Origin of the sequence: Acetonema longum DSM 6540 (genome assembly GCF_000219125.1) — a bacterium.
In the GTDB taxonomy this organism is placed as follows: Bacteria; Bacillota; Negativicutes; order Sporomusales; family Acetonemataceae; genus Acetonema; species Acetonema longum.
The window spans coordinates 1-25,603 of the sequence record NZ_AFGF01000085.1 but is presented as its reverse complement, the minus strand read 5'-3'; the positions used below and the strand labels follow the sequence as shown (position 1 = coordinate 25,603).

Below are 25,603 nucleotides of genomic sequence, written 5' to 3'. Positions count from 1 at the left end.
AGAATTGCATGTTGACACCAAAGATTTACAATTATATCATTTGTATATAAATGGTATGAGACGAAAAGGAGATAAGCATGCAAACAAAAGAACAAAACCTGCCAAACCGCTGGCTGGTTGCTATTATGGGAACTTTGCTGCAACTCTGCCTCGGGACTGTTTATGCCTGGAGTTATTTTCAAAACCCGATTATGGCGGCGAATCAATGGAGCAATGCCGAGACTGCCTGGACATTTAGTCTGGCTATTTTTTTCCTGGGATTATCGGCAGCCTGGGGCGGCGTCAAATTGCCCAAATTAGGGCCGCGAAGGCTGGCCATGTCAGGCGGCTTTCTGTTTGGACTTGGCAGCCTGGTTGCGGCTTACGCCCTTTCCAGCCAGAACTTGTTTCTCCTCTGGCTGGGCTATGGTGTCATTGGCGGCGTGGGACTGGGATTTGGCTATGTCACCCCTGTGGCGACTGTTGCCAAATGGTTTCCTGACAAGAAAGGGCTCATCACCGGCATGGTTGTCATGGGGTTCGGCTTTGGCGCCCTGGTGATGTCCAAGGTCCTGGCGCCGCTTTGCATGGAGCTGACCGGCGGCAATCTGGTTCTGGTATTTTTCTATGTGGGGCTCATCATGCTGGCAATTACCCTGCCTGCCGGATTTTTCCTGGTGAATCCCCCGGCGGGATACCTTCCGCAAGGATATATCCCGCCGGCTGTTTCGGCGGCCCAGCAAATTTCCGAGGATGCTACGGTCAAGCAGTGTATCTTCTCCCGCAAATTTGCGATGATGTGGACTATTTTCTTTTTCAATATTATTGCCGGCATCATGTTTATCAGCTTTCAATCTCCTCTGTTGCAGGGATTGTTGAAACAGACCATGGACCCGGCTGCTTTAAGCGATCCGCAAGTTGGCGCCGCTCTGGCCGCGGCCGGTGCTACTCTGATTGCCGCCAGTTCTCTGTTTAACGGGATCGGCCGCTTCTTTTGGGGCGGACTATCCGACAAAATCGGCCGGGTACAGGCTTTTCGCCTGATCCTCGGCACTCAGCTCGTTGTATTTATTGCCCTGCAGTTCGTCAATACCCCGCTGATTTTCAGCGCCCTGGTCTGCTACATCCTGCTTTGTTATGGCGGCGGTTTCGGCTCGATGCCGTCTTTTGTTCTTGATATTTTCGGTCCTAAGAACATGCCGGTGATTTACGGCGCCATTCTCACCGCCTGGGGCTGCGCCGGTATTGTTGGTCCTCAGATCGTGGCCTATCTTCAGGACTATTTCGCCCAGCAGGCCGCCCGCTATACTTTCATTTCAGCTTCGGTCATCCTCTTCCTTGGCCTGAGCATTGCACTCGCGCTCAACAATCAAAAATTCATTCCCGGCAAAGGATCGATTCACTCGCTGTAACACAATGGCGGCAGCCGTCATATGATATCACATAATCACACCTCAAGGGAGGAGTTATCATGGGATTTGGTGGATTTGGCGGCGGCCGTAACAGCTTTGCGATCATCATCATCATCATCATCATATTGCTGTTCTTCGCTATTGACGACGATTGTTCCAGCATCTGCTGACAGTTTGACCGCCCACTGCCCTACCGGCAACTCTTGAACAGGAAGTTACCTCCTATATCGCAAAAAACACGGCGCCATATTGGCCGCCGTGTTTTTTGCGGTATAGCTGGCTTTAACGAATCAATCCGGCTATGGTCTTCTGCATCCCCCTGGTATTGAGCAGGTGGAGATAATGGCCGGTCATTTCCGTCAGCCCGGCAATCCGGTTCAGGTTTTCACCCCAGATGGCCTCATTGGCCAGAATTTCTTTGGCTAACTTAGCGGCGCCGGCGGAGCTGCCGTCAAAAGCGCTCCACCGCTCAGCCATAAACTGCAGCACCGGCAGATCATCTTTCATGATGAATTCTCCTGCCGGCCGTCGGGCTTTCATGGAGGTCCCGTCAATGACGCCGTCCTTATAGACAAACAGCAGGGCTGACAGGGAAAATACCAGCCGCTTGGGCAGTGTGCCTTTAATTTTGGCGTATTCCAGGATCGAAGGCAGAACCCGGGCCTTAAATTTCGAGGAAGAGTTTAAGAGAATGCTCAGTAAATAGTGCTTAATAAAGGGATTTTCAAACCGCTCGACCACACTGGCGGAAAATTCATTGAGCATTTTTTTGTCCAGACCGCTGAATTCAAGGGAAGGAAGAATTTCGTCCTGCATAATCTGCCGGATAAATTTTCCGGTGACCGGGTGTTCCATCATTTCCTGCACTGTTTCCAGGCCATATAGGAAGGCGGCCGGCACAGACGAGGTATGAGCGCCGTTTAGAATGCGGACCTTGCGGGTCCGGTAGGGGGTCATATCGTTAGTCCAGATTACATCGAGACCGATTTTGTGAAAGGGAAGCCGTTCGGACAAAGCTTGGGGCCCTTCAATGACCCATAGATGAAAGATCTCGCCCGTATCCATCAGTTCGTCGATATAGCCAAACTGCCGTTGCAATTCTTGTGCTTCATCCCGGGGATAGCCGGTTACAACCCGGTCAACCAGGGTATTGGCGAAGGTATTGCAGTTTTCCACCCATTGGCTGAAGGCGGCAGGCCGGTTCCATGCTGCGGCCAGCCTCAATACGGCGGACTTTAAGTTGTCGCCGTTGCGGTCAATCAGTTCGCAGGGCAGCATGATCAGTCCTTTGGCCGGATCGCCTTGAAAATGAGTATAGCGGCGATAAAGATAAGCCGTTAATTTGCCCGGGAAGGATACCGGCGGCGTATGGGTGAACTTGTCGGCAGGGTCAAATACGATGCCGGCCTCGGTGGTATTGGATACGATGAATTCGGTGGAGGGGTTTTCCGCGCATTGGAGGACTTCTTCCCACTGGGTGTAAGGATTCAGGCCCCGGCTAACCGCTGCGATGATTTCTTTATGTTCTGTGATTTTGCCGCCCTGCAGGCCGCGCAGCAGCAAGGTATAGAGACCGTTCTGCTCATTGAGTTGGCCGGCCAGCCCTTCGGCAATAGGCTGCACGACAACGACCCGCCCGTTAAACAGATTATGCTGATTCAGCTGATGAATCATGCTGTCCACAAAAGCCCGGAGAAAATTCCCCTCGCCGAACTGCAGCACCCGTTCCGGCAAATGCTCCGTAGCTTTTCCAACAGCCAATCCTGATGCCGGCTGATAGGAGCGCAAAAAAGAAGCGCTTAGTTTTTCCATCGTGAGTTCCTCCCCTGTCAGTTTATAACAAAAACAAATATTTGAGATTTTGTGTCATATGACGGAAAGGGTACATTGTCGCGTCAGAATTACAGAGCAAAATACCTTTTGGCGTTACGGTAGCAGATGTCCTGTACCACTGAACCCAACAGCTCTATATCATTCGGCGCTTCGCCGGTTTCCGTCCATTCACCCAGAAGGTTGCAGAGCAGGCGACGGAAATAATCGTGGCGGGTGTAGGAGAGGAAGCTGCGCGAGTCGGTGAGCATGCCGACAAACAGGCTGAGGAGGCCGATGTGGGAGAGGGCGGTCATATGCCGGATCATGCCGTCTTTCTGATCATTAAACCACCAGCCTGATCCCAACTGGATTTTGCCAGGGATGCCGCTGCCTTGGAAGCATCCGGCAATAGTAGCCAGCATTTCATTGTCCCGGGGGTTTAAAGAGTAGAGAATGGTTTTAGGCAGTTCATCGGTAGAATCCAGAGTGTCCAGAAAGCGGGCCAGTTCCGGGCCGTAGCTGTAGTCGGCCATGGCATCATAGCCTGTGTCCGGGCCCAGGAGGCGCATCATGCGGGTATTGTTGTTGCGGATGGTGCCGATATGGAGCTGCATGACCCATCCAAGGCGGGCGTATTGCCGGCCTACATAGATCAAGACGTGGGTTTTGTATATTTGAATTTCCCCGGCTGTGAGTGTTTCCCGCCGCAAGGCTTTCCGGAAAATAATATCTGCTTCCTCTGCAGTGCCTGGCGCAAATACCATGGGATCCATAGCATGGTCAGATACGCGGCAGCCGACTCCGTGAAAGAATTCAATCCTTTGCCCCAGGGCGGCGGTCACATCGGAGATGGAACGAATCCGGAAGCCGGCGGCTGTTTCCAGTTTGCCGATATAATTGATAAACCCATCCTTGTCAATATTGATGCTTTTGTCCGGACGAAACGCCGGCAGTACCTTTACATTAAAGGAAGCGTTCTTCTCGTTGGCTATGGCGATATGATATTCCAGGGAGTCCGCAGGATCGTCCGTGGTACAGACTGATTCTACCCTGGAGCGCTTAATAAAGCCTCTGGCGCGATACTCTTCTTTTTGCAGCAAAGCATTGCAGGTTTCCCAGATCTCTTCGGCTGTGGCCGGTGAGAGGAGTTTCTGGATGCCGAAGTATTCTCGCAATTCCTGATGGGTCCAGTGATAGAGAGGGTTGCCGATGCATTTGGGCATGGTCTCGGCCCACTTCATGAATTTTTCTTTATCCGGGGCGTCGCCGGTGATATAGCATTCATCCACGCCGCAGGCCCGCAAGGCCCGCCACTTGTAATGATCTCCTCCCAGCCATACCTCGGTGATATTGCGCCATTGTTTATTCTCGGCGATTTCCCGCGGGTTCAGATGGCAGTGGTAGTCGATGATCGGCATGGACTTGGCATAGGTATGATATAAGGTTTCAGCGGTTTTATTGGTTAAAAGGAAGTTTTCATCCATAAAGCTTTTCATGGTTTTTGCTCCTTTTTTTGATTCTTAGGAGTTTGATAAAAAACTCATCTGTGGCCTCGAATCTGGGACCGTTCAAAAAGGTCCAGATGTTAGGAAGGACGAGGAAGCGCGCGCAGACAGTACGTTCGGGAGGTACGGCAAGCGCGCTCCCGCAGGACTGACAACGCAGATGGGCCTTTTTCAACGGTCCCCTAATGTTTATCCTTATTGCGATATTCCGAAGGAGACACGCCGGTTACTTTTTTGAAGGTGTTGCTGAAATAAGCGATATCGGCGTACCCCAGCCGCTCGGCCACCTCGGATATCCGAAGGGATGTGGCGGTCAGAAGCCGTTTGGCTTCGGTGATTTTTATTTCAGTGACATAATCCACAAAATTTACGTTCATTTCCTGTTTAAACAATTGACTTAAGTAGCAGGCATTCATCGGGATGCTTTTGGCTGCTTCCGTCAGGGTAATTAAGCTGGGCGGCGTGGTTTCAATATAGTGCAGGACCTTTTGAATAATGGGAGATCCGGTGGCCGCGTCAGCCTGGACGGGAATGGGTCCGTCGGCGGGTTTTCGCTCCTCCAGCCACTTGGTCAGGCACTGATGCATTTCCTCCGGCTGAACCGGTTTCAGGAGATAATCACGCACGCCGTTGCGCAGGGCTTTCTGAACAAAGGGAAAGTCGTCGTATACGCTGATGATCACCACATCAGGCGAACAGCTTTTACGGTGAAGTTCATTGACCAGGGTGATTCCGTCCATGACCGGCATCCCGATATCAGTCAGAACAAGGTCCGCCTGGTTGCCCCGCAGCCAGTCCAGTGCCTCCAAGCCGTTGGCGCATTCATGAACTACGTTGAAGGGGAGGCAGGTCTTTTCCACTGTCCATTTCAAGGCGCTTCTTACCCATTTTTCGTCATCCACCAGCAGAATGCGATTCATTCTCATGACCTCCCGTTGCATTGTGGGCAAGAGTTGCCGGCAGGGTGATAAACACTTGGGTTCCCTGACCCAGCCGGCTTTCCACCTGGATGCCGTACTCCGGTCCAAACAGATGGATGATTCGGCGGTGAACATTGATGATGCCCAGATTATCTCCTCCGGCCAGAATATCTTTTTCCGTCAGGTCCTGACGCAGCTTCTCCAAAACCGGTTGAGGCATTCCTGCCCCCGTATCGCTTACTGTGACCAAAAAGGAGTTTACCGTTTTCCGTCCGGCGGTAATTTCGATCAAGGTCGGATGTCCGTTGGACTGCAGACTGTGCAGCAAACAGTTTTCCACCAGAGGCTGCAGGGAGAACTTAACAATCGGCAGGTCAAGGGCCCATTCCGGAATATTCATGGTATAAGAGAAGGAGGACTCAAAACGGAATTGCTGGATTTGCAGGTATACCCGGCAGAAGTTAAGCTCTTCCCGCAGAAGGACAACTGGTGCCGTATTGCGCAGGTTATAGCGGAGAAGCGCCCCCAGGGATGCCGCCATAGTGGCGATATCTTCCCGGTTTTGCTCCAGGGCCATTCCCCGGATAGTCTCCAGTGCATTGCATAAAAAGTGAGGATTGATTTGAGATTGGAGCACTTTGATCTCCATTTCTTTTTGGCGCAGAGAAGCTTCCGTTTCCCGCAGGCGGGAGAAATAAATTTCCTCCATGAGGTCTGACAGCCGCATCACCATTTTATTAAAGCCTTGGGAAAGCTGGCCGATTTCGTCGTTGGAATCCACCTGGATTTTGGCGCTGAAATCTCCCACCTCGATTTTGCGCATAAACTGCTGCAGTTGGCGGATGGGGGAAATAATAGCGGAGGCGAAGGCCATTCCCAGGATGTAGGCTGCCGCCAATGACAGGACCACAGTCCAGCTGATGGCTTGCCCGATGCGTCCCGCTTCTTTTCTCAATTCGGCGTAAGGAATCGAAGTGACAAACGTCCAACCCAGATTGGGAGAAAAGCTGTAAGTGAGAAAATCCGGCTCTGGGTCGCTGGATACCAGCGTACCGTTTTTTTGGGACAGGATGATATCTTTGTCCGGTTTTTCCGTCTTTTGACCGATTTTATTGGCATCCGGATGATAAATATAGTGTCCGCCGGCATCCAGAATGTAAAAATACCGTTCCCCGGTGTTGAATGCTTCTGATACCTCGCGCAGACGGCGAAAATTAATATCGAAGATCAGCATGCCTGCCATCTGCAGGGTAGTGGGGCTTTGAATCCGCCTGGCCAGGGTGATGACCGGTTCCTTGTGATCTTTCCAGTCAATGGAGCGGCTGATAATGATCGGCAGTCCGTTGTGAGGCGCCGATACATACCAGTATTCATCCCGCAGCTGACTGGCAGGATAGGGGCTGCGGAGCTCCAATGTGTCAATGGCCAGAATGTTGTCTAAAATGAGAGTAATATGGGAGATATCCGGCCGGGAGTACATTTCCGCCCGGATCAGGTCTTGGATCTCGTAACGAATCCGGCTCTGCTCCACTTCTTCGACTGTGCGCATGTGCAGGAGCCGCTGCATATCCGGATGATTGATGATCTTCAGGCTGCTGCTCTCAAAGTCCCGTACATAGTACTCGAGATGAGTTTCTATCGGCTCAATGGCCTGCCGGTTATTGAGGATGGCTTGCTGCTCCAGGCTATCGGCCGATTGTTTATAAGAAAGAATGCCGACCACGAGCATAGGGATCACGATCAATATCGACGAAAAAACAAATAATTTCCAGGAGAGAGGCTGGTTGCGCAAAAAGCGGCTGCGGTTCAAGAGAGAGGCGATCTTTTTCGTAAAGCGGTCCATCTCTGCGCCTCCTTTTCAGCTCTTCCGTAATATTCGCCGTTTTCCGGGCCCGTTCCTTTCATCTGAGCCGGCTGAAAGAATCAGAGAGGCCGCCGGCCTCTCTGATTCTCCCGTTATTATTTCTTGCGAGCTGCTGCAATGGCAGCCAAATCGTCTTTATAATCGGCGGAGTATTTATCAATGACCGGTTTAACAGCTGCCTGCCAGGGCTTCACATCGGTAACTTCGGTGATAGTCACGCCGGCGGCTTTCAGCTTATCCATAGATTCTTTCTCGAATTTGTCCCACAGATCCCGCTGGGTGGCAACCGAGTCCATGGCGGCTTGCTTGATCAGTTTGCGGTCTTCTTCCGAGAGTTTATCCCAGGTTACTTTGCTGATCATCAGCACTTCCGGAACACGCTGATGGCCGTCGAGAATAAAATTCTTTACTGCCTGGAAATGATTGGCGGTCAGATAGCTGGGAGAATTATTTTCGGCGCCGTCAATAACGCCGGTCTGCAGACCGCTGAATACTTCCCCGTAAGGCATTGGCGTGGCGCTGGCCCCCAGGGCGCTGATCAGGTCCATGTTCACTTTACTCTGCTGTACGCGGATCTTCAAACCTTGCAGATCGGCTACGCTTTTTACCGGCTTTTTGGTATAGAAGCTGCGGGAGCCGGAACTATAGTATGCCAGACCTTTGAGCTTGGATTTCTCCAGGTTGTCCAGCATCTTTTGCCCATACTCGCCATTCAGAAAGTTCCAGACATGCTCATCATTATCGAAAATGTAGGGCAGGGAATATACGCCGAATTGCTTATTGAACTCGGCCAGAGGCGAGCTGCTTACCCTGGTGAACTCAATCGCTCCCAGCTGCACCTGTTCAATCACCGATTTTTCTTCTCCCAGCTGGGCAGCAGGAAACACATCAATTTTAATCCGGCCCTTGCTGCGCTCCAATACCAGTTCGGCGAATTTCTTATCGCCCAGGGTGGTAGGATAATCCGCCGGATGCGTCTCGGCCAGACGGAAGTTATATTTGGGCGCCTCCCCCTTCTTATCGGCGGTGCTGCTGCTGCCGCAGCCAGTTGCCAGTATGGACAGCATAACCACCAGGACTGCCAGTGAGACTAACTTTTTCATACTCATTCTCCCCTCCAGTATATATTTTCAACGATCCCCTACTTGCGGGCTTGGTCAATGGCCTCCAACTCTGATTGATATTCAGCGCGGTATTTGTCGATAACCGGCTTCACCGCTGCCTGCCAGGGTTTTATATCGGTTACTTCCGTTACGGTTACGCCGGCGGCTTTAATTTTTGTCAAAGCGCCGTTTTCAAACTTATCCCATTCGGCCCGTTGGGTCGTCACAGAATCCATGGCAGCCTGTTTGATGATTTTCTTGTCTTCATCGGACAATTTGTCCCAGGTCACTTTGGAGATCAACAGAACTTCCGGCACCCGCTGGTGCCCGTCCAAAATATAGTTTTTGGCAATTTGGAAGTGATTCTGCACCATCATGGTAGCGGCATTGTTTTCGGCGCCGTCAATAACCCCGGTCTGCAGGGCGCTGAAGATTTCCCCCGAAGGCATGGGAGTAGCGCTGGCATTCAGTGCGCTGATCAGTTCCATACTGATTTTGCTTTGCTGCACCCGGATTTTCATGCCGGCCAGATCAGCTAAGGTTTTTACCGGTTTTTTTGTGTAGAAACTGCGGGCGCCTGCATCATAGTAGGCTAAACCCTTCATCTTGGATTTTTCCAGGTTATCCAGCATTGTTTGGCCATCGCCGTTTAAGTATTTCCACATATGATCGGCATTGTCGAAAATATAGGGCAGGGTATACACCCCGAAGGATTTATTGAACTCGGCCAGAGGCGCGCTGCTCACCCGGGTGAATTCAATGGCGCCTAATTGCACCTGTTCAATGACTGACTTTTCTTCCCCTAATTGAGAAGAGGGAAACACGTCGATTTTAATGCGGCCATTTGTCCTTTGAGTTACCAGCTCGGCGAACTTTTTGTCCCCCAGGGTACAGGGATGTTCAGGCGGATGCTGCTCTGCCAGGCGGAAATTGTACTTGGCGCCTTCCGCCTTTTGGCCGGCGGTTTGGGTGTCATTGCCGCCGCAGCCGGCCGCGATAAGGACCAGCATGAACATAAGAAGAACGGTCAATAGTTTTTTGTTCATAATCTTCCTCCTTTATTATCATAGCGGGGGAAATCCCGCCACATGCTCCTTACTTAAACAGAGTGGGCAGCCACAGGACCGTTTGCGGTACATAGGTAATCAGCAGCAGGACTACTATCATGGCGCAGAAGAAAGGCATCATGGCCTTTGTTCCCTGAGAGATGCCGATACCGCCAATGGCGCAGCCTACAAACAAAACAGTTCCTACCGGCGGCGTCAATAGTCCCATGCCGGCGTTAAAGATCAGAATCAGCCCGAAGTGAACCGGATCAATGCCGATAGCGGTGCATACCGGCAGCAGCACCGGCGTCATAATCAGAATCATGGGGGCCATGTCCATGGGCCCGCCCAGGATTAAGAGCAGAATGTTAATCAGCAGCATAATAATGATGGGGCTGTCCGAGATCGTCAAAAAGGCTTGGGTAATCAATTCCGGCAGTTTGAGATAAGCCATTATCCAGCCAAAAGCCGCCGAGGTGGCGATCAGGAAGTAAACCATCAGCACGGTGCGGAAGGTACGCTTCAGCACCGGAATCATACTCTTTAAGGGGACCTCCCGGTATATGCCAAAAGCCAGAATAAAGGCGTAGAGCGCAGCCAGGGCGCCTGACTCGGAAGCGGTAAACAAGCCGGAGATAATGCCGCCTAAAATTACAAAGGCCGGGGAGATAGATACCAAGCCATTGAGAATGATGCTGGGGCGCTGCTCTTTCGGAACGGGTTCCCCCGGTTGGTAGCCCCGCTTAACGGCGTATATATATGCTACCGTCATCAATGTTCCCAACAGGATAAAGCCGGGAACAATTCCTGCCAAAAACAGCGATTTAATCGAAATGCCGCCGGCGACGATGGAATAAAGGACCAGATTATGACTGGGGGGGACTACGACCCCCTGAATCGCCGAAGAAATCGTAAGACCTACCGAGTAGTCCACATCATACCCTTTCTTTTTCATCATCGGGATCATAACCGAACCGACGGAAGAAGCGTCAGCCACCGCTGATCCGGAAATGTTGCCGAAAAACATACAGGCGACACAGTTTACCATCGCCAAACCGCCTCGGATATGCCCCACCAGAAGCTGGGCGAAATTCACCAGCCTGAGGGCCAGGCCGCCTTCTCCCATAATCTGACCGGTCAGAATAAAGAAGGGAATGGCCAGAAGAGAAAAAGAACTGATTCCGTGGACCATCTGCTGTCCTAATACCGGCAGGGGAATTCCAACGTAAATCAGCGTCGCCAGGGTAGCTCCCGCCAAGCTAAGGGCTACCGGAAATTTAAGCAGCATCAGTGCGATAAAGCTAACCGTTAATATGATAATTGCCATCGTCGTATCCATTATTTATCACCGCCTAGGCCTGCGCCCATCTCAATTTCGTTTCCTTTGTGCCGTTTTGTATTGATATTGGCTATATGCAGCAGGGAATAGGCACAGATCATGACGCCGGTGATGGGCATGACAATGTACAGAGTACTGTTAGGCAGCTTGGTAGCCGGCAGAGTGGAATCATGCATCAATACAGTAAATTCCCATCCATACACAATCAAATACACGCCAAAGCACAAAACACAGACTTCAATGAATAGCTCTACCATCTTTATCACTTTAGCCGGCAGCAGATCAATCAAGGAGTCCATTCCCAGATGCAGCCCTTCGCGAAAGCCGATGGCCATGCCCATAAAAGAAAACCAGACCAGTAAAAGCAGCGTGACCTCTTCTGACCAGAAGAACACAAAATTAAACAGCTTACGGGTCATGACCTGTGTTGTCACTACCAGTATCATGGAGGTTAATCCAATCAGAGCAGCCGACTCAAAAATAGTGTCAATAAGGAGAGCTAGTTCCTTGATTTTCTTCATCATTTTCCCCCTTTTCGTCTATTTATCCTTATCGTAGTGTCTCTTTTTTTATTGTACGAGGGTATTGACAGAATTAACAGACGAATCATTTCGGAATGTTTTGTGTTTTTTTTAGATTATTTAAAATTATTCAGAAGAAACAAAGCTTGCCGAGAACAATAAAAAAAACCTGCCCAAACCCTTTACAGAACCCTTGTTCGGTGATAAAATAGAGTCAAACATTTGTTTGGCGGAGGAATGAGATATGGCGGAACAACCAGAAAGAGCGGAGAAAATAGAGAGAGCAACCAAAACGGAACGAGGGGAAAAAGCGGAAAAGGCTGCGGCCGCAAACGAGAAGCAAAGGGCGCTGGAAGGCGCATTGAAACAAATCGAAAAAGATTTTGGCAAGGGATCGATTATGAAACTGGGCGAGGCAGCCGCGAAAATGACGGTGGAAGCCATCCCCACCGGTGCCCTTTCCCTGGATATCGCGCTGGGGATCGGCGGCGTTCCCCGGGGCCGGGTCGTGGAGATCTACGGCCCCGAATCCTCGGGTAAAACCACCGTCGCCCTGGAGATCATCGCCCAGGCGCAAAAAGCCGGCGGCATTGCTGCCTTCATTGACGTGGAGCATGCTCTGGACCCGGTCTATGCCAAGGCTTTGGGGGTCAATACCGACGAAATGCTGATTTCTCAGCCTGACTACGGCGAGCAGGCTCTGGAAGTAGCCGAGGCTCTGGTCAGAAGCTCGGCCATTGACGTGATTGTCGTGGATTCGGTGGCGGCCCTGGTGCCCAAAGCTGAGTTGGAGGGCGACATGGGAGACGCCCAGATGGGTCTCCAGGCCCGTTTGATGTCCCAGGCTCTGCGAAAGCTGACCGGTATTATCAGCAAATCCCGCACCACGGCTATCTTTATCAATCAATTGAGAGAAAAAGTCGGCGTGATGTTTGGCAGCCCGGAAGTAACCACCGGCGGCCGGGCCTTAAAGTTTTATGCCTCGGTGCGGCTGGACGTACGGAGAGTGGAAAGCATCAAACAGGGAAACGATGTCGTTGGCAATCGCACCCGGGTGAAAGTCGTCAAAAATAAAATCGCCCCGCCTTTCAAGCAGGCCGAATTTGATATTATGTACGGCAAGGGAATCTCCCGGGAAGGCATTTTGGTAGATATGGGCACAACTCTTGAAATCCTGGATAAAAGCGGTTCCTGGTATTCCTTTGAAAATGAGCGCATCGGACAGGGACGGGAAAATGTAAAGCAGTTTTTAACCGACCGGCCGGATATCGCCGATAAAATTGAGAAAAAAATTCGGGAAATGTCGGTCGCGGTCGCCAATGTCATGACCGCGGCGCCAGGCGCCGGTAATGATCCGGAAGACGTCGGTCCGGAAGAACTGGAATAAGAGCAAAAGATCCACCGAACAGAAAAAGGATGATCAACCTGCAACAGGCTTGTCATCCTTTTTTATATATCCTGGTTACTTTAGCCATTGCAGGAAACAGCCCGGCGCCAACCCCGTCAGTTGCTTGAGGTTGTGGTACGAAATAAGGGAAAGAAATGTAGATAATTGTCGCAGAATATGTTATAGTAAAAAATGGGGAGCAATGCGGCTCAAGGACTATATAGTCTTTGAGTTTTTGGGTTTTTCCTTTTCAATATGGAAATCACCGGAAGCGGCATGGATGTGAATGGCATAGCAAGTCAATGCTGCAAACTGGATATGCTATGTATGAACCCATTTACAAATTCTCAGTAAAAAGCAAAAGAAAGTAGGCGAATCATAACCATGTTATCATTATTGGAACGCACGCGCAAAATAAATAAGCTGCTGCAAAAGTCGGAGAAAGTTCAGTTTGAAGAAATTTCCGCTGTGCTGAGCAGCGTCATCAGCGCCAATGTCTATATTGTGAGTAAGGACGGGCATATTCTTGGCTATACCTGCATGGATAATTTTGAATGCAGTCTGATGCAAGACACTGTATTGGAAAAAGGAATATTTCCGGAACGGTATGTGGAATGGCTGCAGCGCATTTATGAAGTCTCCCCCAATATTTGTCTCAAGGACGGTCTGTGCGCCTTTGCGGAGGAGGGTACCAAATGTTTGTTTAACGACAAGTTCACCACGATTATTCCGATCTTTGGCGGCGGCGAAAGGATCGGCACTTTGCTCGTGGCTAAATTCCATGATAAATTTGTCGACGACGATCTGATCTTGGCAGAGTATGGCGCTACAGTCGTAGGCATGGAGATTCTGCGGGATCGCAGCGGCAAAATCGAGGAAGAAGCCCGGAAAAAGGCAACCGTTCACATTGCTTTGGGGACTCTTTCCTACTCGGAGCTGGAAGCCGTCGTGCATATCTTCAACGAACTGGGCGGCAACGAAGGTTTGCTGGTGGCCAGTCAGATCGCTGACCGGGTCGGCATCACCCGCTCGGTCATTGTCAATGCCCTGCGTAAATTTGAAAGCGCCGGCGTAATCGACTCCAAATCCTTGGGGATGAAAGGGACCTACATTAAAGTTTTAAACGAGTATTTATTGGATGAACTGGGGAAGATGAAAAAGAGTGGTTTGTAAAACGTGGCAAAACTCAGCCATTATGCTGGACCACAGGATAAATGGGTGACGCCGGAATGGTCACTCATTTTATTCTTTTTCCGGTCCGATTCAGGAATTATTGGCGGCGAAGGGTTGGGTGGCGGTTATGAATAAGGCGCAGGCCTTAGGAGAAGATAGGATATCTTCTTTGTTGCGGAGCTATTCCGTTCCTGCGATTATCGGGATGGTCGTGAATGCGTTATATAATGTGGTAGACAGCGTTTTCGTCGGACAGGGAGTGGGAGAAGTAGGGCTTACCGCCGTCACTATCGCCTTTCCTCTGATGTCGGTTCTCATGGCGGTGGGCATGCTGGTGGGCCTGGGGGCAGCCGCCTTGGTCTCCATCCGGCTGGGCAAACAGGACAAAGCCGGCGCTGAACTGATTTTAGGCAATGCTTTTACCATGATCAGCGGATTTGTTTTGGTCACCACAGGGGTGGCCTTATATTTTCTGGACCCCTTGCTGCTTTTGCTGGGGGCGACGCCAGAGGTACTGCCCTATGCCCGGGATTTTTCCTTCATTATCCTGGCCGGCAGCGTATTCATGCATATCAGCTTTGGCCTCAACGGCATTATCCGGGCTCAGGGCGACCCAAGAACAGCGCTTTTAACCATGCTGATCGCGGCGATTTTAAACATGATCTTTAATCCTCTGTTTATTTTTGGTTTTGGTATGGGAATCAAGGGATCAGCCTGGGCCACCGTTCTGGCTCAGGCCATTTCCACCGCCTGGGTTATGGTGTATTTTATCAGAGGATCAGGTACGCTTACGCTAAGACGGCGCTGCCTGGCGGTAGACGGAAAAATTCTGGCGGGGATTACCCGAATCGGCATGGCGCCTTTTTTGATGCAGATCGGCAACAGCCTGGTCATGGTCATTTTTAATTTTACCCTGTTAGCCCATGGGGGAACTTCAGCGGTAGCAGCCTTTGGCATCATTAACCGGATGCTGATGCTGCTTTTAATGCCTATCATAGGCATCAGCCAGGGTGCCCAGCCTATCATTGGCTATAATTATGGCGCCGGCCAATATAAAAGAGTGATCGAGACTGTTAAAACAGCCGTATTGGCCGCAACCGTCCTGTGTTTGTTGGGTTTTACCAGTGTGCAGCTTTTCGCGGAACAGATCATTCGTCTGTTTAACGGTAACCCGGAACTTGTTCATCTGGGGGCCACCGGCCTGAGACTCTTTTTAGCCATGTTGCCGGTAATAGGCTTCCAAATGATCAGCGCCAATTATTTTCAGGCTGTGGGTAAGGCGGGATACGCTATTGTCTTCAACCTGCTGCGGCAAATTATCATTTTAATACCCATGGTCTATCTGCTGCCGCAATTCCTGGGCCTGATCGGTATTTGGCTGGCCGGACCCATCTCAGATATGGGCGCGGCTCTCTTGACCGGTATTGTCATGGTCCGGGAGATAAAACATCTATCGCTGCAGGAGCAGGCAGACAAGTCGTAAATAATATTAAAGAGGATGAGGCGTTTGGGCCTCATCCTCTTTTTCAATGCTATGCCAGTTCTTCATCGGTATCTTCCTGGAAAAGATACTTCCGGGCAAAGCTGAGCCATAATTGAGCCGCATGGGAAAGATAGCGGCCTTTTTTCCAGATCACTGACATCTGGTGCCAAATAGGAGGATTTACCAAGGGGATGGTGGTAATTGTATTCATATGGAGGTCTGCACATAATCGGCTGGGCAGAAAAGCGATGCCCAGATTGGCGGCGACGGTTTGAATCATGAGTTCCTGCTGGGATGTTTCGAAAATGATTTTGGGCTGAAATCCGGCCAGTTTGCACTTATCGATGATTTCATCATGCAGGCTGAAATCGTCGCGATAAATGACAAAGGACTCGTAAGCCAGAGACTTTAAATCAATGCTCTTCAGCCGGCTCAAAGGGTGGCCGGTATGGATGATGACTCTAAGAGGGTCATTGGACAGGGCAAAAGAATCATATATGGTCATATCAGGAATATGGCAGACAATACCGATATCCAGGCTGCCTTCCCGAATTTTTTGCTCTACTTTTTTGGAACCGTGTTCATATAACTCAATATCGATTTGTGGATACTGCTTTCTAAACTCGCCCAGCAATTGGGCGAAGACAGTCGCCTCGGTAATCGGCGGCAGTCCGATCAGGATCTTGCCCCGGGCCAGTTTGTATTCTTTTTCAAACTCGGAAGTCAGGCTGTCGAACAGGGAAACTACCTGCTGGGCCTGGTTGAAAAAAATGATGCCGGCATCAGTCAGCTCCACTGCCTTGGAATTCCGGTTCAGCAGGGTCACTCCCAGTTCAGTTTCCAAATCTTTAATGATCTTGCTGATGGCAGACTGGGACACATGGATGATCTGCGCCGCTTTGCTGAAGTTTTTCTGACGGGCCACTTCGGTAAAGTATCTTAAATGTAAGATATCCATAGACACTCCCCCCTTGATTAAGATTTTACTATCTATTTTGCTCATGGTAAAGATTAAAATGATATATTTTCTTTATAGATTAAAATCAATTATGATAAAAAAAGGATCACCAGGCAGTATTCCTTTCGTAGATGAGCACTATGAGTTTTCTGTATAGTTTCAATTTAAAGGAAAATGAAAAGTTATGATTAAATATTGTATTTAGGAATACTTGAATACCTAAAAACTAGAGAGAGAGGGATTGAACGGATGAGAAAAATGAAGACCATGGACGGGAATACGGCAGCGGCTCACGTATCTTATGCCTTTACGGAAGTTGCCGCTATTTTCCCGATTACTCCTTCGTCACCGATGGCCGAGTATGTGGATGAATGGGTTGCCGAAGGCAGGAAAAACATCTTCGGCCAGCCGGTGAAAGTGATGGAAATGCAGTCCGAGGCTGGTGCCGCCGGTGCTGTTCACGGTTCCTTACAGGCCGGTGCCTTGACGACGACTTACACCGCCTCGCAGGGTCTCTTGCTGATGATTCCCAATATGTACAAAATTGCCGGCGAACTTCTGCCGGGAGTGTTCCACGTCAGCGCACGGGCGCTGGCTGCCAACGCTCTTAACATTTTTGGCGACCACCAGGACGTCATGGCCGCGCGTCAGACCGGTTTTGCTCTGTTAGCCGAAAGTAGTGTGCAGCAGGTTATGGACCTGAGCGCTGTTGCCCATCTGGCGGCGATTAAAGGCCGGGTTCCCTTCGTGAATTTCTTCGACGGCTTTAGGACTTCGCACGAAATCCAAAAAATTGAAATTTTTTCTTATGAGGAACTGGCCAAACTAGTGGACCACGACGCCCTGGACGCTTTCCGCAGCCGGGCTTTGAATCCTGATCATCCCGTGATCCGCGGCACTGCCCAGAACCCGGACATTTACTTCCAGGAAAGAGAAGTGTCCAATCCTTACTATGAAGCCATTCCGGCCATTGTCGAGGATTATATGGCTCAGGTCAGCAAGCTGACCGGCCGGGAATATCATCTCTTCAACTATTATGGCGCCAAAGACGCCGACCGCATCATCGTGGCCATGGGCTCGGTGTGCGAGGCCATCGAGGAAACCGTAGACTATCTGAATGCCAAGGGGGAAAAGGTGGGTCTTTTGACCGTTCATCTGTACCGTCCTTTCTCTCTGGAGCATTTCTTCAAGTATATCCCCAAAACCGTCAAGAAAATCGCTGTTCTGGACCGCACAAAAGAACCGGGCTCCATCGGCGAACCCTTGTACCTGGATGTAAAAAGCGCTTTTTACGGCAAGGAATGGCAGCCGGTTATCGTTGGCGGCCGCTACGGCTTAGGCTCCAAAGATGTGGTGCCGGCCCATATTATTCCTGTGTTTGACAACCTCAAACAGGCCCAGCCCAAAGACCGGTTTACCATCAGCATTGTGGATGATGTGACCCATACCTCCCTGCCCACGGGCAGCGATGTGGACACCACCCCGACAGGCACTACGTCCTGTAAGTTCTGGGGACTTGGCTCCGATGGCACGGTGGGCGCCAACAAAAGCGCCATCAAGATCATCGGCGATCATACCGACATGTATGCGCAAGCTTACTTCGCCTATGACTCGAAAAAATCCGGCGGCATTACCATTTCCCACCTGCGGTTCGGCAAGAAGCCGATCAAGTCTCCTTATCTGATTAACAAAGCCGACTTTGTGGCCTGCCACAACCAGTCCTATGTCACCAAATACAACGTGCTGGACGGCTTGAAACCAGGCGGTTCTTTCCTCCTGAACTGCAGCTGGAGCGAAAAAGAACTGGAAGAGAAACTGCCGGCAGCCATGAAACGCTATTTAGCCGACAAGAAGATCAACTTCTATATTATGGACGCTGTCAAGATCGCTCAGGACCTGGGGCTGGGCGGCCGGATCAACATGATCATGCAATCGGCCTTCTTCAAGCTGGCCAACATCATTCCGGTGGAAGAGGCTGTCAAGTATCTGAAAAACGCCGTGGTAGACTCCTATGGCAACAAAGGGCAGAAAGTCGTGGATATGAACAATGCGGCCATTGATCAGGGCGTCAACGCCATGGTGAAGGTTCAGGTGCCGGCGGCCTGGAACAGCGCCCAGGATGAAGCGGCTGCTGCCAGCAATGCGCCGGACTTTATCCAAAACATCGTGATTCCGATGAATCGTCAGGAAGGCGACAATCTGCCGGTCAGCGCTTTTGTCGGCATGGAAGACGGCACCTTCCCCGGCGGCACCGCGGCTTATGAAAAACGCGGCATAGCCATTGATGTGCCTCAGTGGGAAATTGACAAGTGCATTCAATGTAACCAGTGCGCCTTTGTTTGTCCTCACGCCGCCATCCGGCCGGTTCTGGTCAGCGAGGCTGAGGCCAAGGCAGCGCCGGCGGGCTTTACCGTTAAACCGGCGACAGGCATCAAAGACTTTAATTTCCGCATCGCCGTCTCCCCTTTGGACTGTGCAGGCTGCGGCAACTGTGCCCAGGTCTGTCCCGCCAAAGAAAAAGCCCTGGTGATGAAACCCTTGGAAAGCCAGCTGGATCAGGCGCCTCTCTGGGATTACGCCATGGGCCTGTCTCCCAAAGCCAACCCCTTAAATGCGCAAACCGTAAAAGGCAGCCAGTTCGAACAGCCCCTGCTGGAGTTCTCGGGCGCCTGCGCCGGCTGCGGCGAAACTCCTTATGCCAAGCTGATCACCCAGCTGTTCGGCGACCGTATGATGATTGCCAACGCTACCGGCTGTAGCTCCATCTGGGGCGCCAGCGCACCCAGCACCCCTTATACCAAGAATCACCGGGGACATGGACCTTCCTGGGCTAACTCCCTGTTTGAAGATAATGCCGAGTTTGGCCTGGGCATGTATCTGGGAGTAAAACAGCTCCGGGAAAAACTGGTCCTGCAGATGCAGGCGGCTTTGGCACTGAACGTAAGCGCCGGCTTGAAGGCCGCCATCCAGGAATGGCTGGATAACTGGAATAACGGCGCGGGCACCCGGGCTCTGGCTGATAAGCTCACCGGTCTCTTAGAAGCCGAAAAGTCCAATGAACCGTTGATAAAAGAAATCTACAAGCAAAAAGACTTCTTTGTCAAGCGTTCCCACTGGATTTTCGGCGGCGACGGCTGGGCCTATGACATCGGTTACGGCGGCCTGGACCATGTGCTGGCTTCCGGCGAAGACGTGAATGTCTTTGTATTTGACACCGAAGTGTACTCCAATACCGGCGGTCAGTCCTCCAAAGCCACCCCGACCGCGGCTATTGCCAAGTTTGCCGCCAGCGGCAAACACACCAAGAAAAAAGACTTAGGCATGATGGCCATGAGCTATGGGTACGTTTATGTCGCCCAGATTTCTATGGGCGCCGATAAAGCGCAGACTCTGAAGGCCATTGCCGAAGCCGAGGCGTACCCCGGCCCGTCTCTGATTATCGCCTATGCTCCCTGCATCAACCACGGTCTGAAAGCCGGCATGGGCAACAGCCAGCTGGAGGCCAAGAAAGCGGTGGATAGCGGATACTGGTCCATGTACCGCTATAATCCGGCTTTGAAAGACGCCGGGAAAAATCCCTTCAGCCTGGATTCCAAGGAACCTACCTCTGACTTCAGGGAATTCCTCATGGGCGAGGTCCGTTACTCTTCCCTCAAGACCCAGTTCCCGGAAACAGCGGAAGCTCTGTTTACCAAAACCGCCAAAGACGCCGCCGAAAGACGGGAGTCTTACAAACGGCTGGCCAAGCAGTATGAGGAAGCTGCCGCTGGCAAGCAGTAACCCGACAGCCGGTGACTCAATAAGAGCCGCCCGATTGACAACGGGTAACCGATCATCTATAATTGATGTAAGCTAACTGGAAAACCAGAGGCGCAGAGGATCTGTGAATGCACAGTCCCCTGCGCCTCTTTATTTTAGCGAGGGAGGTGCTGGCAGTAAGAATAATCTCAGGAGTAGTTCAAGATAACGATTCGCAACTATATATTCAGGAAGAAAGAGGAGATTGGATATGAGAAAACAGCTTTATGGGTTTATCGGCTGGGGAGTTTTGGCAGGAGCCTTACTGCTGGCGGGATGCGGCAAGGAGCCGGCGGTGCAGACTCCGGCAGCATCGCCGGTGCGGCAAATAGCGGTTGGGGTCGGCTCGACCTTTGAGCCCTATGCCTATATTGACGCCAATAACCAGCCCGCCGGCTATGATGCGGCGGTTCTGAAGGAGATTGATTCCCGGCTGCCGCAGTACGAGTTTCAGTATCAATCCATTGAACTGAAAAATCTGCTGCTCAGCATTGATGCAAAAAAGGTGCTCATCGCCACGCAGCAGTTTGAAAAAAACCCCGCCCGCGAGGCCAAGTACCTGTTCACTAATGAAGGCTTTGCCAACTATGACAAACGAATCGTTTTCGCCAAAGGGCGGACGGATCTTAAAACGATCGACGATTTAGCCGGCAAAAGGGTCGGCTGCTCTCAGGGCAGCAATACCGCCGCGATTTTAGAGAAATACAATCAGCAGCATGATAAAAAAATTAACATTGTCTATACCTCCGGCGGCAACGGCGTCGTGTACGACGACCTGGTCAACGGACGGCTGGACGCCGGCGTCATGACGCGAAAAACTTTTCATCGCAATAATGAAGCTTTCGGTGGCGGGCTGGCGATTAACAATGAAAGCTTATTCAGCGAATCCCAGGCTTACTTCATTTTGAGCAAGAAAGAAACGCAGCTGCGCGACGATATTGACCGTGTTCTGAGAGAAATGAAAAAAGACGGCACTCTTTCCAAACTGTCCTATCAATATACGAACACCGACTATAGTGCGGAATAAACGGCGGGCCAGCCGAGAGGAGATCGGGCATGGGCAGTCTGTTTGACATACGACTGGTCTTTGAGTATTTTCCCAGTATTGTATCCCGGTTTCACATTACCCTGTTGATCGTAGTCTTCTCGCTTGCAGTCGGAACGCTGCTGGGATTCATGATTGCCATGGTCCGCCTTTACCGGTTACCGGTCTTAAACCGCCTGGCGCTGGTTTATGTTTCCTTTATCCGGGGGACGCCGGTTATCATCCAGTTATTCATTGTCTATTACGGGCTCCCGCTCTTGCTGGAAACGATAGGGCTCGATATTAATCACTGGGATAAGCTGTACTTTGTGCTGGTGGCCTACGGCTTCAACAATGCGGCGTTTATGTCGGAAATCATCCGCTCGGCCATCGCCAGTGTGCCGGCCGGGCAAAGGGAGGCGGCCTACTCGGTCGGGCTAAGCCGCTGGCAGGCTTTGCACCGGGTGATTTTGCCGCAGGCCTTCTTAACGGCGTTTCCCGTTTTCGGCACACGGGTGGTTGATGTCTTCGAATCGACCTCGCTGGCGTTTACCCTCGGCATTCTCGATATGGTCGGCCAGGCAGAGGCTATCGGAAACCGCACCTATCATGAACTGGAAGGCTATGTAGTTCTGGCGGTTATCTTTATCGCGGTCAGCCTGCTGCTGGAAACGCTGTTTACCCGGGCCGAAAAAACGCTCATTGCCAACAGGAGGTGACATCATGATTTTTGAGTTTCAATATGTTGCCGCATCCTTCAAGGTGGCCGTGCGGTATATTCCGGTCACGCTTGCCCTGTCGGTGATTCCCCTGGTCATCGGCATTGTGCTGGGCACGCTGATCGCCATTGTCCGCAGATTCAGGGTCCGGTTTATCGGCAGGGCGGCCGATATGGTGATTCCTGTCGTCAAGGGCATTCCGCTGGTGCTGCATATCTTTATCATGAACTTTTTGATATTAAAGCCGTTTGACGCGCTGGCAAAATGGTATAGCTGGGCGGATATCTTCCGGTTCATGGATAAAACCTATATCGGTATTATCGCCCTGGCGGTGTATGCGGTGGTGATTGTGTCGGAGACCATGCGCAGTGCGCTGCTGTCGGTCAATGACGGGCAGTATGAAGCCTGCTATTCGGTGGGCCTGACCAAATGGCAGGCATTGCGGCGGGTGGTTCTGCCGCAGGCATTTCCCTTCGCCGTACCGGTTTTATGCAATAATTTTATCGGGCTCATCAAAGGTTCTTCCATCGTCTATCTGATCACGGTGGTCGATGTGTTGAACGGCGCCCTGACCTCCGCGCAAATTAATTATCGCTTTCTGGAGGCGTATATTGCGGCGGCGCTGATTTACTGGGCGATGTGCCTGTTGGTGGAGAAATTTTCTGACATCTTGGAAAAGTATTTCAAGCGCTATCAGTTCAGACTGCCGGAGAGCGGCTGGCGAAGAGAGGTGTTATAGCATGATTCAACTGAATGGGGTTCGTAAATCGTTTGGCAGGAATGAAGTGCTCAAGGGAGTCGATTTGAGTGTGAACAAGGGCGAAGTCGTTGTCGTTCTAGGGCCAAGCGGCTCCGGCAAAACGACGTTACTGCGCTGCATCAATTTTCTGGAATCGGCGGATGACGGGGAAATGACGCTCGGCGCCACGAAGGTCAACTTCAGGCATGTCAGCAGCAAAGAAATTCTGCATATCCGGCGTCAAACTGCGATGGTTTTTCAAAACTATAATCTGTTTAACAATATGAACGCCCTGGAAAATGTGATGGAAGGGCTGGTGACCGCCAGGAAGATGCCGCGGGAGCAGGCGAGAGAGATGGCCCAAAAAGCGCTGGACAAGGTCGGCCTCAAGGATAAGTACGGAGCCTACCCCCTGCAGCTTTCAGGCGGCCAGCAGCAGCGGGTCGGCATTGCCCGGGCGGTGGCGCTGAACCCGGAAGTGATCTTGTTTGACGAGCCGACATCCGCCCTTGATCCGGAACTGGTGGGAGAAGTGCTGTCGGTTATGCGCCAGGTCGCCCGGGATGGCATTACTATGGTGGTTGTAACCCATGAAATGTCGTTTGCCAGTGATATCGCCAATCACATCGTATTTATGGACGGCGGCGTGATCGTGGAAGAAGGCAGTCCCCAGGAAATTTTCACGCAGCCGAAGGAAGAGCGGACCAAGCAGTTTCTGGAGCGGATATTGCCGCGCTGGAGCTTCTCGATTTAAAGAAAGCAGGTGTGAGATGTATACGGCGGCTCAACTGGCGGACAGCGGCGCAGCAGGCGATTATTTATTCCATGCCACCGGTTCCGGCGGCACTCTGGCCGGGCTGGTGGCCGGCAAAAAGCTGCTGGGGTCTTCCCTGCAGATTGTTTCGGTTGCTGTCGGCGAAAAAGGCGCCGACTATTTGCCGAAGCTGCTGACGCTTAGCAGTGGGACTTTGGCGAATCTGGGCCTGTCAGTTCCGGTAACCGCAGCCGATATTGACGTTGACCACGACTTTTATCCGCCGGGCTACGAGATCCCCAACGCCGCCGCCACGGCCGCCATCCGCCTGCTGGCGGAAACCGAGGGAATACTTCTGGACCCCGTCTATACCGGCAAGGCCTTTGCCGGACTGCTCCGGCATATCGCCGATGGCAGAATCCGCCGCGGCAGCAGGGTGGTATTTTTACACAGCGGCGGCACGCCGGCGCTGTTTGCCGAGAAAGCCATCGTGGGAGAGATTGGCTGACCGCCGGGTAAGCAGGCGNAAAAATTCTGTTGGTTCAATAACCGAAGGCAGCAAATTTTCATTTAAAGAATTCCTTTATATAACATATTTGTTACTTTTATGTAACGGATATGTTATAATTGTGTTATAACTATGATGACAGTACATATGCCACAAAAGTTTTTCTGCTGACGGTGCAGACAGGCAGAGGTGTGTTATATGCGGGGTATGGCATGCCATGAGGCCGGGAGACAGTTTGTATTCATATCAGGCAATGGCATAATACTTGCATAACATAAGAATGTCTTGAAATTCAAGGCGCAACTTTTATTGGGGAGGGGATCCATATGTGGGAACGAGAGATTGACATTCATCAGGTGGCAGAGGTCCGCACCAAAACAACGACCTATTTGGGCGCAGGCGCAATCAACAAGATGAGTGATATCGCCGCTGCGCTTACCGGCCGGGGGATCAAGAAGGCAGTGGTTGTAACCGGCAAGGGCTCGTATATCAAATCAGGCGCCTGGGATGTCGTGAAAAAGGCTCTTGATGAAAAGGGGATCGGTTACGTCGTATATAATAAAATTACTCCCAATCCCACTGCGGACCAAGTGGATGAAGCTGTGAAAATCGCCCGGGATTTTGGGGCGACGGCGGTTATTGCCATTGGCGGCGGCAGCCCGATTGACGCCGGCAAAGGGGTCGCCATTCTGCTTGCCTATCCTGACCAAACGGCGCGGGACCTTTGCGAATTTAAATTTTCCGTGGAAAAAGCCGTGCCGGTCATTGCCGTCAATTTGACCCACGGCACAGGCACTGAAGTTGACCGGTTCGCCGTTATTACCATTCCGGAGAAAGAATTCAAACCGGTACTCGCTTTCGATTGTATCTATCCGCTGTATTCGATTGATGACCCTGCGCTCATGACCTTATTGCCGCCTGATCAGACATCGTATGTTTCCGTAGATGCGGTCAATCATGTGATTGAGGCGGCTACCACCAAGGCGGGAAACCCGCTGGCCGTCAGCCTGGCGAAAGAGACCATCGACATTGTGGCCCGCTACTTGCCGCAGGCAAGAAAAGATCCCGGCGACCTGGCAGCCCGCTATCATTTGCTGTATGCCTCGCTGATTGCCGGCGTCGCTTTCGACAACGGGCTGCTCCATTTGACGCATGCTCTTGAGCATCCGCTGAGCGGCCTGAAGCCTGAGCTGGCGCACGGCCTGGGTCTGGGAATTCTCTTGCCGGCAGTGGTGAAACAGATTTACCCGGCAAAAGCCGGCATTCTGGCTGCCATACTGGCCCCGCTTGTGCCTGGATTGCAAGGTACTCCCGATGAAGCCGCCCAGGCTCATGACGGACTGAAAAAGTGGCTGAAACAGGTCGGAATCAAACAACATCTGACGGAAGAGGGCTTTACGGCGAAGGATATCGACCGGCTGGTCGAACTGGCCTTTGATACCCCCAGCCTCGGGTTGCTGCTGAGCATGGCGCCGGTCGAAGCATCCAGAGACGTGGTGAGGACGATATATGAGGATTCGCTGTAAGACGAGATCATTATTTTAAGAGACCATAAAAAG

General features: G+C 51.5%; 21 protein-coding genes. 12 read left to right on the top strand and 9 right to left on the bottom strand.

The genetic code is table 11. The features are described from left to right. Positions 1–77: 77 nt before the first annotated feature. A complete protein-coding gene (locus tag ALO_RS10240) occupies positions 78–1,391 on the top strand; it encodes an L-lactate MFS transporter (protein ID WP_004095396.1) in 1,314 nt (437 codons plus the stop codon). 282 nt (positions 1,392–1,673) lie between these two features. On the opposite strand, the gene ALO_RS10235 is transcribed toward ALO_RS10240, so the two are convergent. The 8 genes from ALO_RS10235 to ALO_RS10200 all read right to left on the bottom strand — a co-directional run bounded on the left by ALO_RS10235 (position 1,674) and on the right by ALO_RS10200 (position 11,501). Next, positions 1,674–3,203 (bottom strand): tagaturonate reductase, encoded by a 1,530-nt coding sequence (locus tag ALO_RS10235; RefSeq protein WP_004095391.1) that lies wholly within the window; start codon positions 3,201–3,203, stop codon positions 1,674–1,676. An 89-nt stretch (positions 3,204–3,292) separates the two neighbouring features. Next, entirely contained in the window at positions 3,293–4,699 is a 1,407-nt protein-coding gene (uxaC, locus tag ALO_RS10230) for a glucuronate isomerase (RefSeq protein WP_004095390.1), read from the bottom strand. A gap of 191 nt (positions 4,700–4,890) precedes the next feature. After that, complete coding sequence (locus ALO_RS10225; RefSeq protein ID WP_004095385.1) at positions 4,891–5,628, bottom strand: response regulator transcription factor; 738 nt, start codon at positions 5,626–5,628, stop codon at positions 4,891–4,893. Further along, positions 5,603–7,471: a sensor histidine kinase gene (locus ALO_RS10220; RefSeq protein ID WP_004095384.1), complete on the bottom strand. Its 1,869-nt coding sequence runs from the start codon at positions 7,469–7,471 to the stop codon at positions 5,603–5,605. The genes ALO_RS10225 and ALO_RS10220 overlap by 26 nt, the downstream gene beginning before the upstream one ends. Positions 7,472–7,587: 116 nt before the next feature. Continuing rightward, a complete protein-coding gene (locus ALO_RS10215) occupies positions 7,588–8,595 on the bottom strand; it encodes a TRAP transporter substrate-binding protein (protein ID WP_004095383.1) in 1,008 nt (335 codons plus the stop codon). A 38-nt stretch (positions 8,596–8,633) separates the two neighbouring features. After that, positions 8,634–9,641 (bottom strand): TRAP transporter substrate-binding protein, encoded by a 1,008-nt coding sequence (locus ALO_RS10210; RefSeq protein ID WP_004095382.1) that lies wholly within the window; start codon positions 9,639–9,641, stop codon positions 8,634–8,636. A 49-nt stretch (positions 9,642–9,690) separates the two neighbouring features. After that, positions 9,691–10,980, bottom strand: a complete 1,290-nt coding sequence (locus ALO_RS10205; RefSeq protein WP_004095379.1) for a TRAP transporter large permease — start codon at positions 10,978–10,980, stop codon at positions 9,691–9,693. Continuing rightward, positions 10,980–11,501, bottom strand: coding sequence for a TRAP transporter small permease (locus ALO_RS10200; protein ID WP_004095375.1), 522 nt, complete (start codon positions 11,499–11,501; stop codon positions 10,980–10,982). The genes ALO_RS10205 and ALO_RS10200 overlap by 1 nt, the downstream gene beginning before the upstream one ends. Before the next feature lie 244 nt (positions 11,502–11,745). Here ALO_RS10200 and recA point away from each other — a divergent pair, with 244 nt between their 5' ends. The 4 genes from recA (at position 11,746) to ALO_RS10185 (ending at position 15,544) form a co-directional block, all read left to right on the top strand. After that, entirely contained in the window at positions 11,746–12,888 is a 1,143-nt protein-coding gene (gene recA, locus ALO_RS10195) for a recombinase RecA (protein WP_004095372.1), read from the top strand. 384 nt (positions 12,889–13,272) lie between these two features. Further along, positions 13,273–14,061, top strand: coding sequence for a GTP-sensing pleiotropic transcriptional regulator CodY (gene codY, locus ALO_RS10190; RefSeq protein WP_004095367.1), 789 nt, complete (start codon positions 13,273–13,275; stop codon positions 14,059–14,061). Positions 14,062–14,064: 3 nt separating this feature from the next. Next, positions 14,065–14,196: a hypothetical protein gene (locus ALO_RS23520; RefSeq protein WP_274428120.1), complete on the top strand. Its 132-nt coding sequence runs from the start codon at positions 14,065–14,067 to the stop codon at positions 14,194–14,196. Then, entirely contained in the window at positions 14,189–15,544 is a 1,356-nt protein-coding gene (locus ALO_RS10185) for an MATE family efflux transporter (RefSeq protein WP_004095365.1), read from the top strand. The genes ALO_RS23520 and ALO_RS10185 overlap by 8 nt, the downstream gene beginning before the upstream one ends. A 49-nt stretch (positions 15,545–15,593) precedes the next feature. On the opposite strand, the gene ALO_RS10180 is transcribed toward ALO_RS10185, so the two are convergent. Further along, complete coding sequence (locus ALO_RS10180; RefSeq protein WP_004095359.1) at positions 15,594–16,502, bottom strand: LysR family transcriptional regulator; 909 nt, start codon at positions 16,500–16,502, stop codon at positions 15,594–15,596. Between the two features lie 249 nt (positions 16,503–16,751). Here ALO_RS10180 and nifJ point away from each other — a divergent pair, with 249 nt between their 5' ends. The 7 genes from nifJ to ALO_RS10145 all read left to right on the top strand — a co-directional run bounded on the left by nifJ (position 16,752) and on the right by ALO_RS10145 (position 25,570). Beyond that, a complete protein-coding gene (gene nifJ, locus ALO_RS10175; protein ID WP_004095358.1) occupies positions 16,752–20,282 on the top strand; it encodes a pyruvate:ferredoxin (flavodoxin) oxidoreductase in 3,531 nt (1,176 codons plus the stop codon). A 229-nt stretch (positions 20,283–20,511) separates the two neighbouring features. Continuing rightward, positions 20,512–21,327 (top strand): transporter substrate-binding domain-containing protein, encoded by an 816-nt coding sequence (locus tag ALO_RS10170; RefSeq protein WP_004095356.1) that lies wholly within the window; start codon positions 20,512–20,514, stop codon positions 21,325–21,327. Positions 21,328–21,356: 29 nt separating this feature from the next. Further along, complete coding sequence (locus ALO_RS10165; RefSeq protein WP_004095355.1) at positions 21,357–22,043, top strand: amino acid ABC transporter permease; 687 nt, start codon at positions 21,357–21,359, stop codon at positions 22,041–22,043. Between the two features lie 4 nt (positions 22,044–22,047). Beyond that, positions 22,048–22,782 (top strand): amino acid ABC transporter permease, encoded by a 735-nt coding sequence (locus ALO_RS10160; RefSeq protein WP_004095353.1) that lies wholly within the window; start codon positions 22,048–22,050, stop codon positions 22,780–22,782. Position 22,783: 1 nt separating this feature from the next. Then, positions 22,784–23,536 carry an amino acid ABC transporter ATP-binding protein gene (locus tag ALO_RS10155; RefSeq protein ID WP_004095350.1) on the top strand — a complete coding sequence of 251 codons (753 nt, stop codon included), beginning with the start codon at positions 22,784–22,786 and terminating at the stop codon, positions 23,534–23,536. 16 nt (positions 23,537–23,552) lie between these two features. Next, positions 23,553–24,044: a 1-aminocyclopropane-1-carboxylate deaminase/D-cysteine desulfhydrase gene (locus ALO_RS10150; RefSeq protein WP_004095347.1), complete on the top strand. Its 492-nt coding sequence runs from the start codon at positions 23,553–23,555 to the stop codon at positions 24,042–24,044. Between the two features lie 326 nt (positions 24,045–24,370). Beyond that, positions 24,371–25,570: an iron-containing alcohol dehydrogenase gene (locus tag ALO_RS10145; RefSeq protein WP_004095344.1), complete on the top strand. Its 1,200-nt coding sequence runs from the start codon at positions 24,371–24,373 to the stop codon at positions 25,568–25,570. Positions 25,571–25,603 lie beyond the last annotated feature (33 nt).

Bases quoted from the DNA above. Each gene is read 5' to 3' on its own strand.
- ALO_RS10240 (WP_004095396.1), top strand. From the start codon at position 78: ATGCAAACAAAAGAACAAAACCTGCCAAACCGCTGGCTGGTTGCTATT.
- ALO_RS10235 (WP_004095391.1), bottom strand. From the start codon at position 3,203: ATGGAAAAACTAAGCGCTTCTTTTTTGCGCTCCTATCAGCCGGCATCA.
- uxaC (WP_004095390.1), bottom strand. From the start codon at position 4,699: ATGAAAAGCTTTATGGATGAAAACTTCCTTTTAACCAATAAAACCGCT.
- ALO_RS10225 (WP_004095385.1), bottom strand. From the start codon at position 5,628: ATGAATCGCATTCTGCTGGTGGATGACGAAAAATGGGTAAGAAGCGCC.
- ALO_RS10220 (WP_004095384.1), bottom strand. From the start codon at position 7,471: ATGGACCGCTTTACGAAAAAGATCGCCTCTCTCTTGAACCGCAGCCGC.
- ALO_RS10215 (WP_004095383.1), bottom strand. From the start codon at position 8,595: ATGAAAAAGTTAGTCTCACTGGCAGTCCTGGTGGTTATGCTGTCCATA.
- ALO_RS10210 (WP_004095382.1), bottom strand. From the start codon at position 9,641: ATGAACAAAAAACTATTGACCGTTCTTCTTATGTTCATGCTGGTCCTT.
- ALO_RS10205 (WP_004095379.1), bottom strand. From the start codon at position 10,980: ATGGATACGACGATGGCAATTATCATATTAACGGTTAGCTTTATCGCA.
- ALO_RS10200 (WP_004095375.1), bottom strand. From the start codon at position 11,501: ATGAAGAAAATCAAGGAACTAGCTCTCCTTATTGACACTATTTTTGAG.
- recA (WP_004095372.1), top strand. From the start codon at position 11,746: ATGGCGGAACAACCAGAAAGAGCGGAGAAAATAGAGAGAGCAACCAAA.
- codY (WP_004095367.1), top strand. From the start codon at position 13,273: ATGTTATCATTATTGGAACGCACGCGCAAAATAAATAAGCTGCTGCAA.
- ALO_RS10185 (WP_004095365.1), top strand. From the start codon at position 14,189: ATGAATAAGGCGCAGGCCTTAGGAGAAGATAGGATATCTTCTTTGTTG.
- ALO_RS10180 (WP_004095359.1), bottom strand. From the start codon at position 16,502: ATGGATATCTTACATTTAAGATACTTTACCGAAGTGGCCCGTCAGAAA.
- nifJ (WP_004095358.1), top strand. From the start codon at position 16,752: ATGAGAAAAATGAAGACCATGGACGGGAATACGGCAGCGGCTCACGTA.
- ALO_RS10170 (WP_004095356.1), top strand. From the start codon at position 20,512: ATGAGAAAACAGCTTTATGGGTTTATCGGCTGGGGAGTTTTGGCAGGA.
- ALO_RS10165 (WP_004095355.1), top strand. From the start codon at position 21,357: ATGGGCAGTCTGTTTGACATACGACTGGTCTTTGAGTATTTTCCCAGT.
- ALO_RS10160 (WP_004095353.1), top strand. From the start codon at position 22,048: ATGATTTTTGAGTTTCAATATGTTGCCGCATCCTTCAAGGTGGCCGTG.
- ALO_RS10155 (WP_004095350.1), top strand. From the start codon at position 22,784: ATGATTCAACTGAATGGGGTTCGTAAATCGTTTGGCAGGAATGAAGTG.
- ALO_RS10150 (WP_004095347.1), top strand. From the start codon at position 23,553: ATGTATACGGCGGCTCAACTGGCGGACAGCGGCGCAGCAGGCGATTAT.
- ALO_RS10145 (WP_004095344.1), top strand. From the start codon at position 24,371: ATGTGGGAACGAGAGATTGACATTCATCAGGTGGCAGAGGTCCGCACC.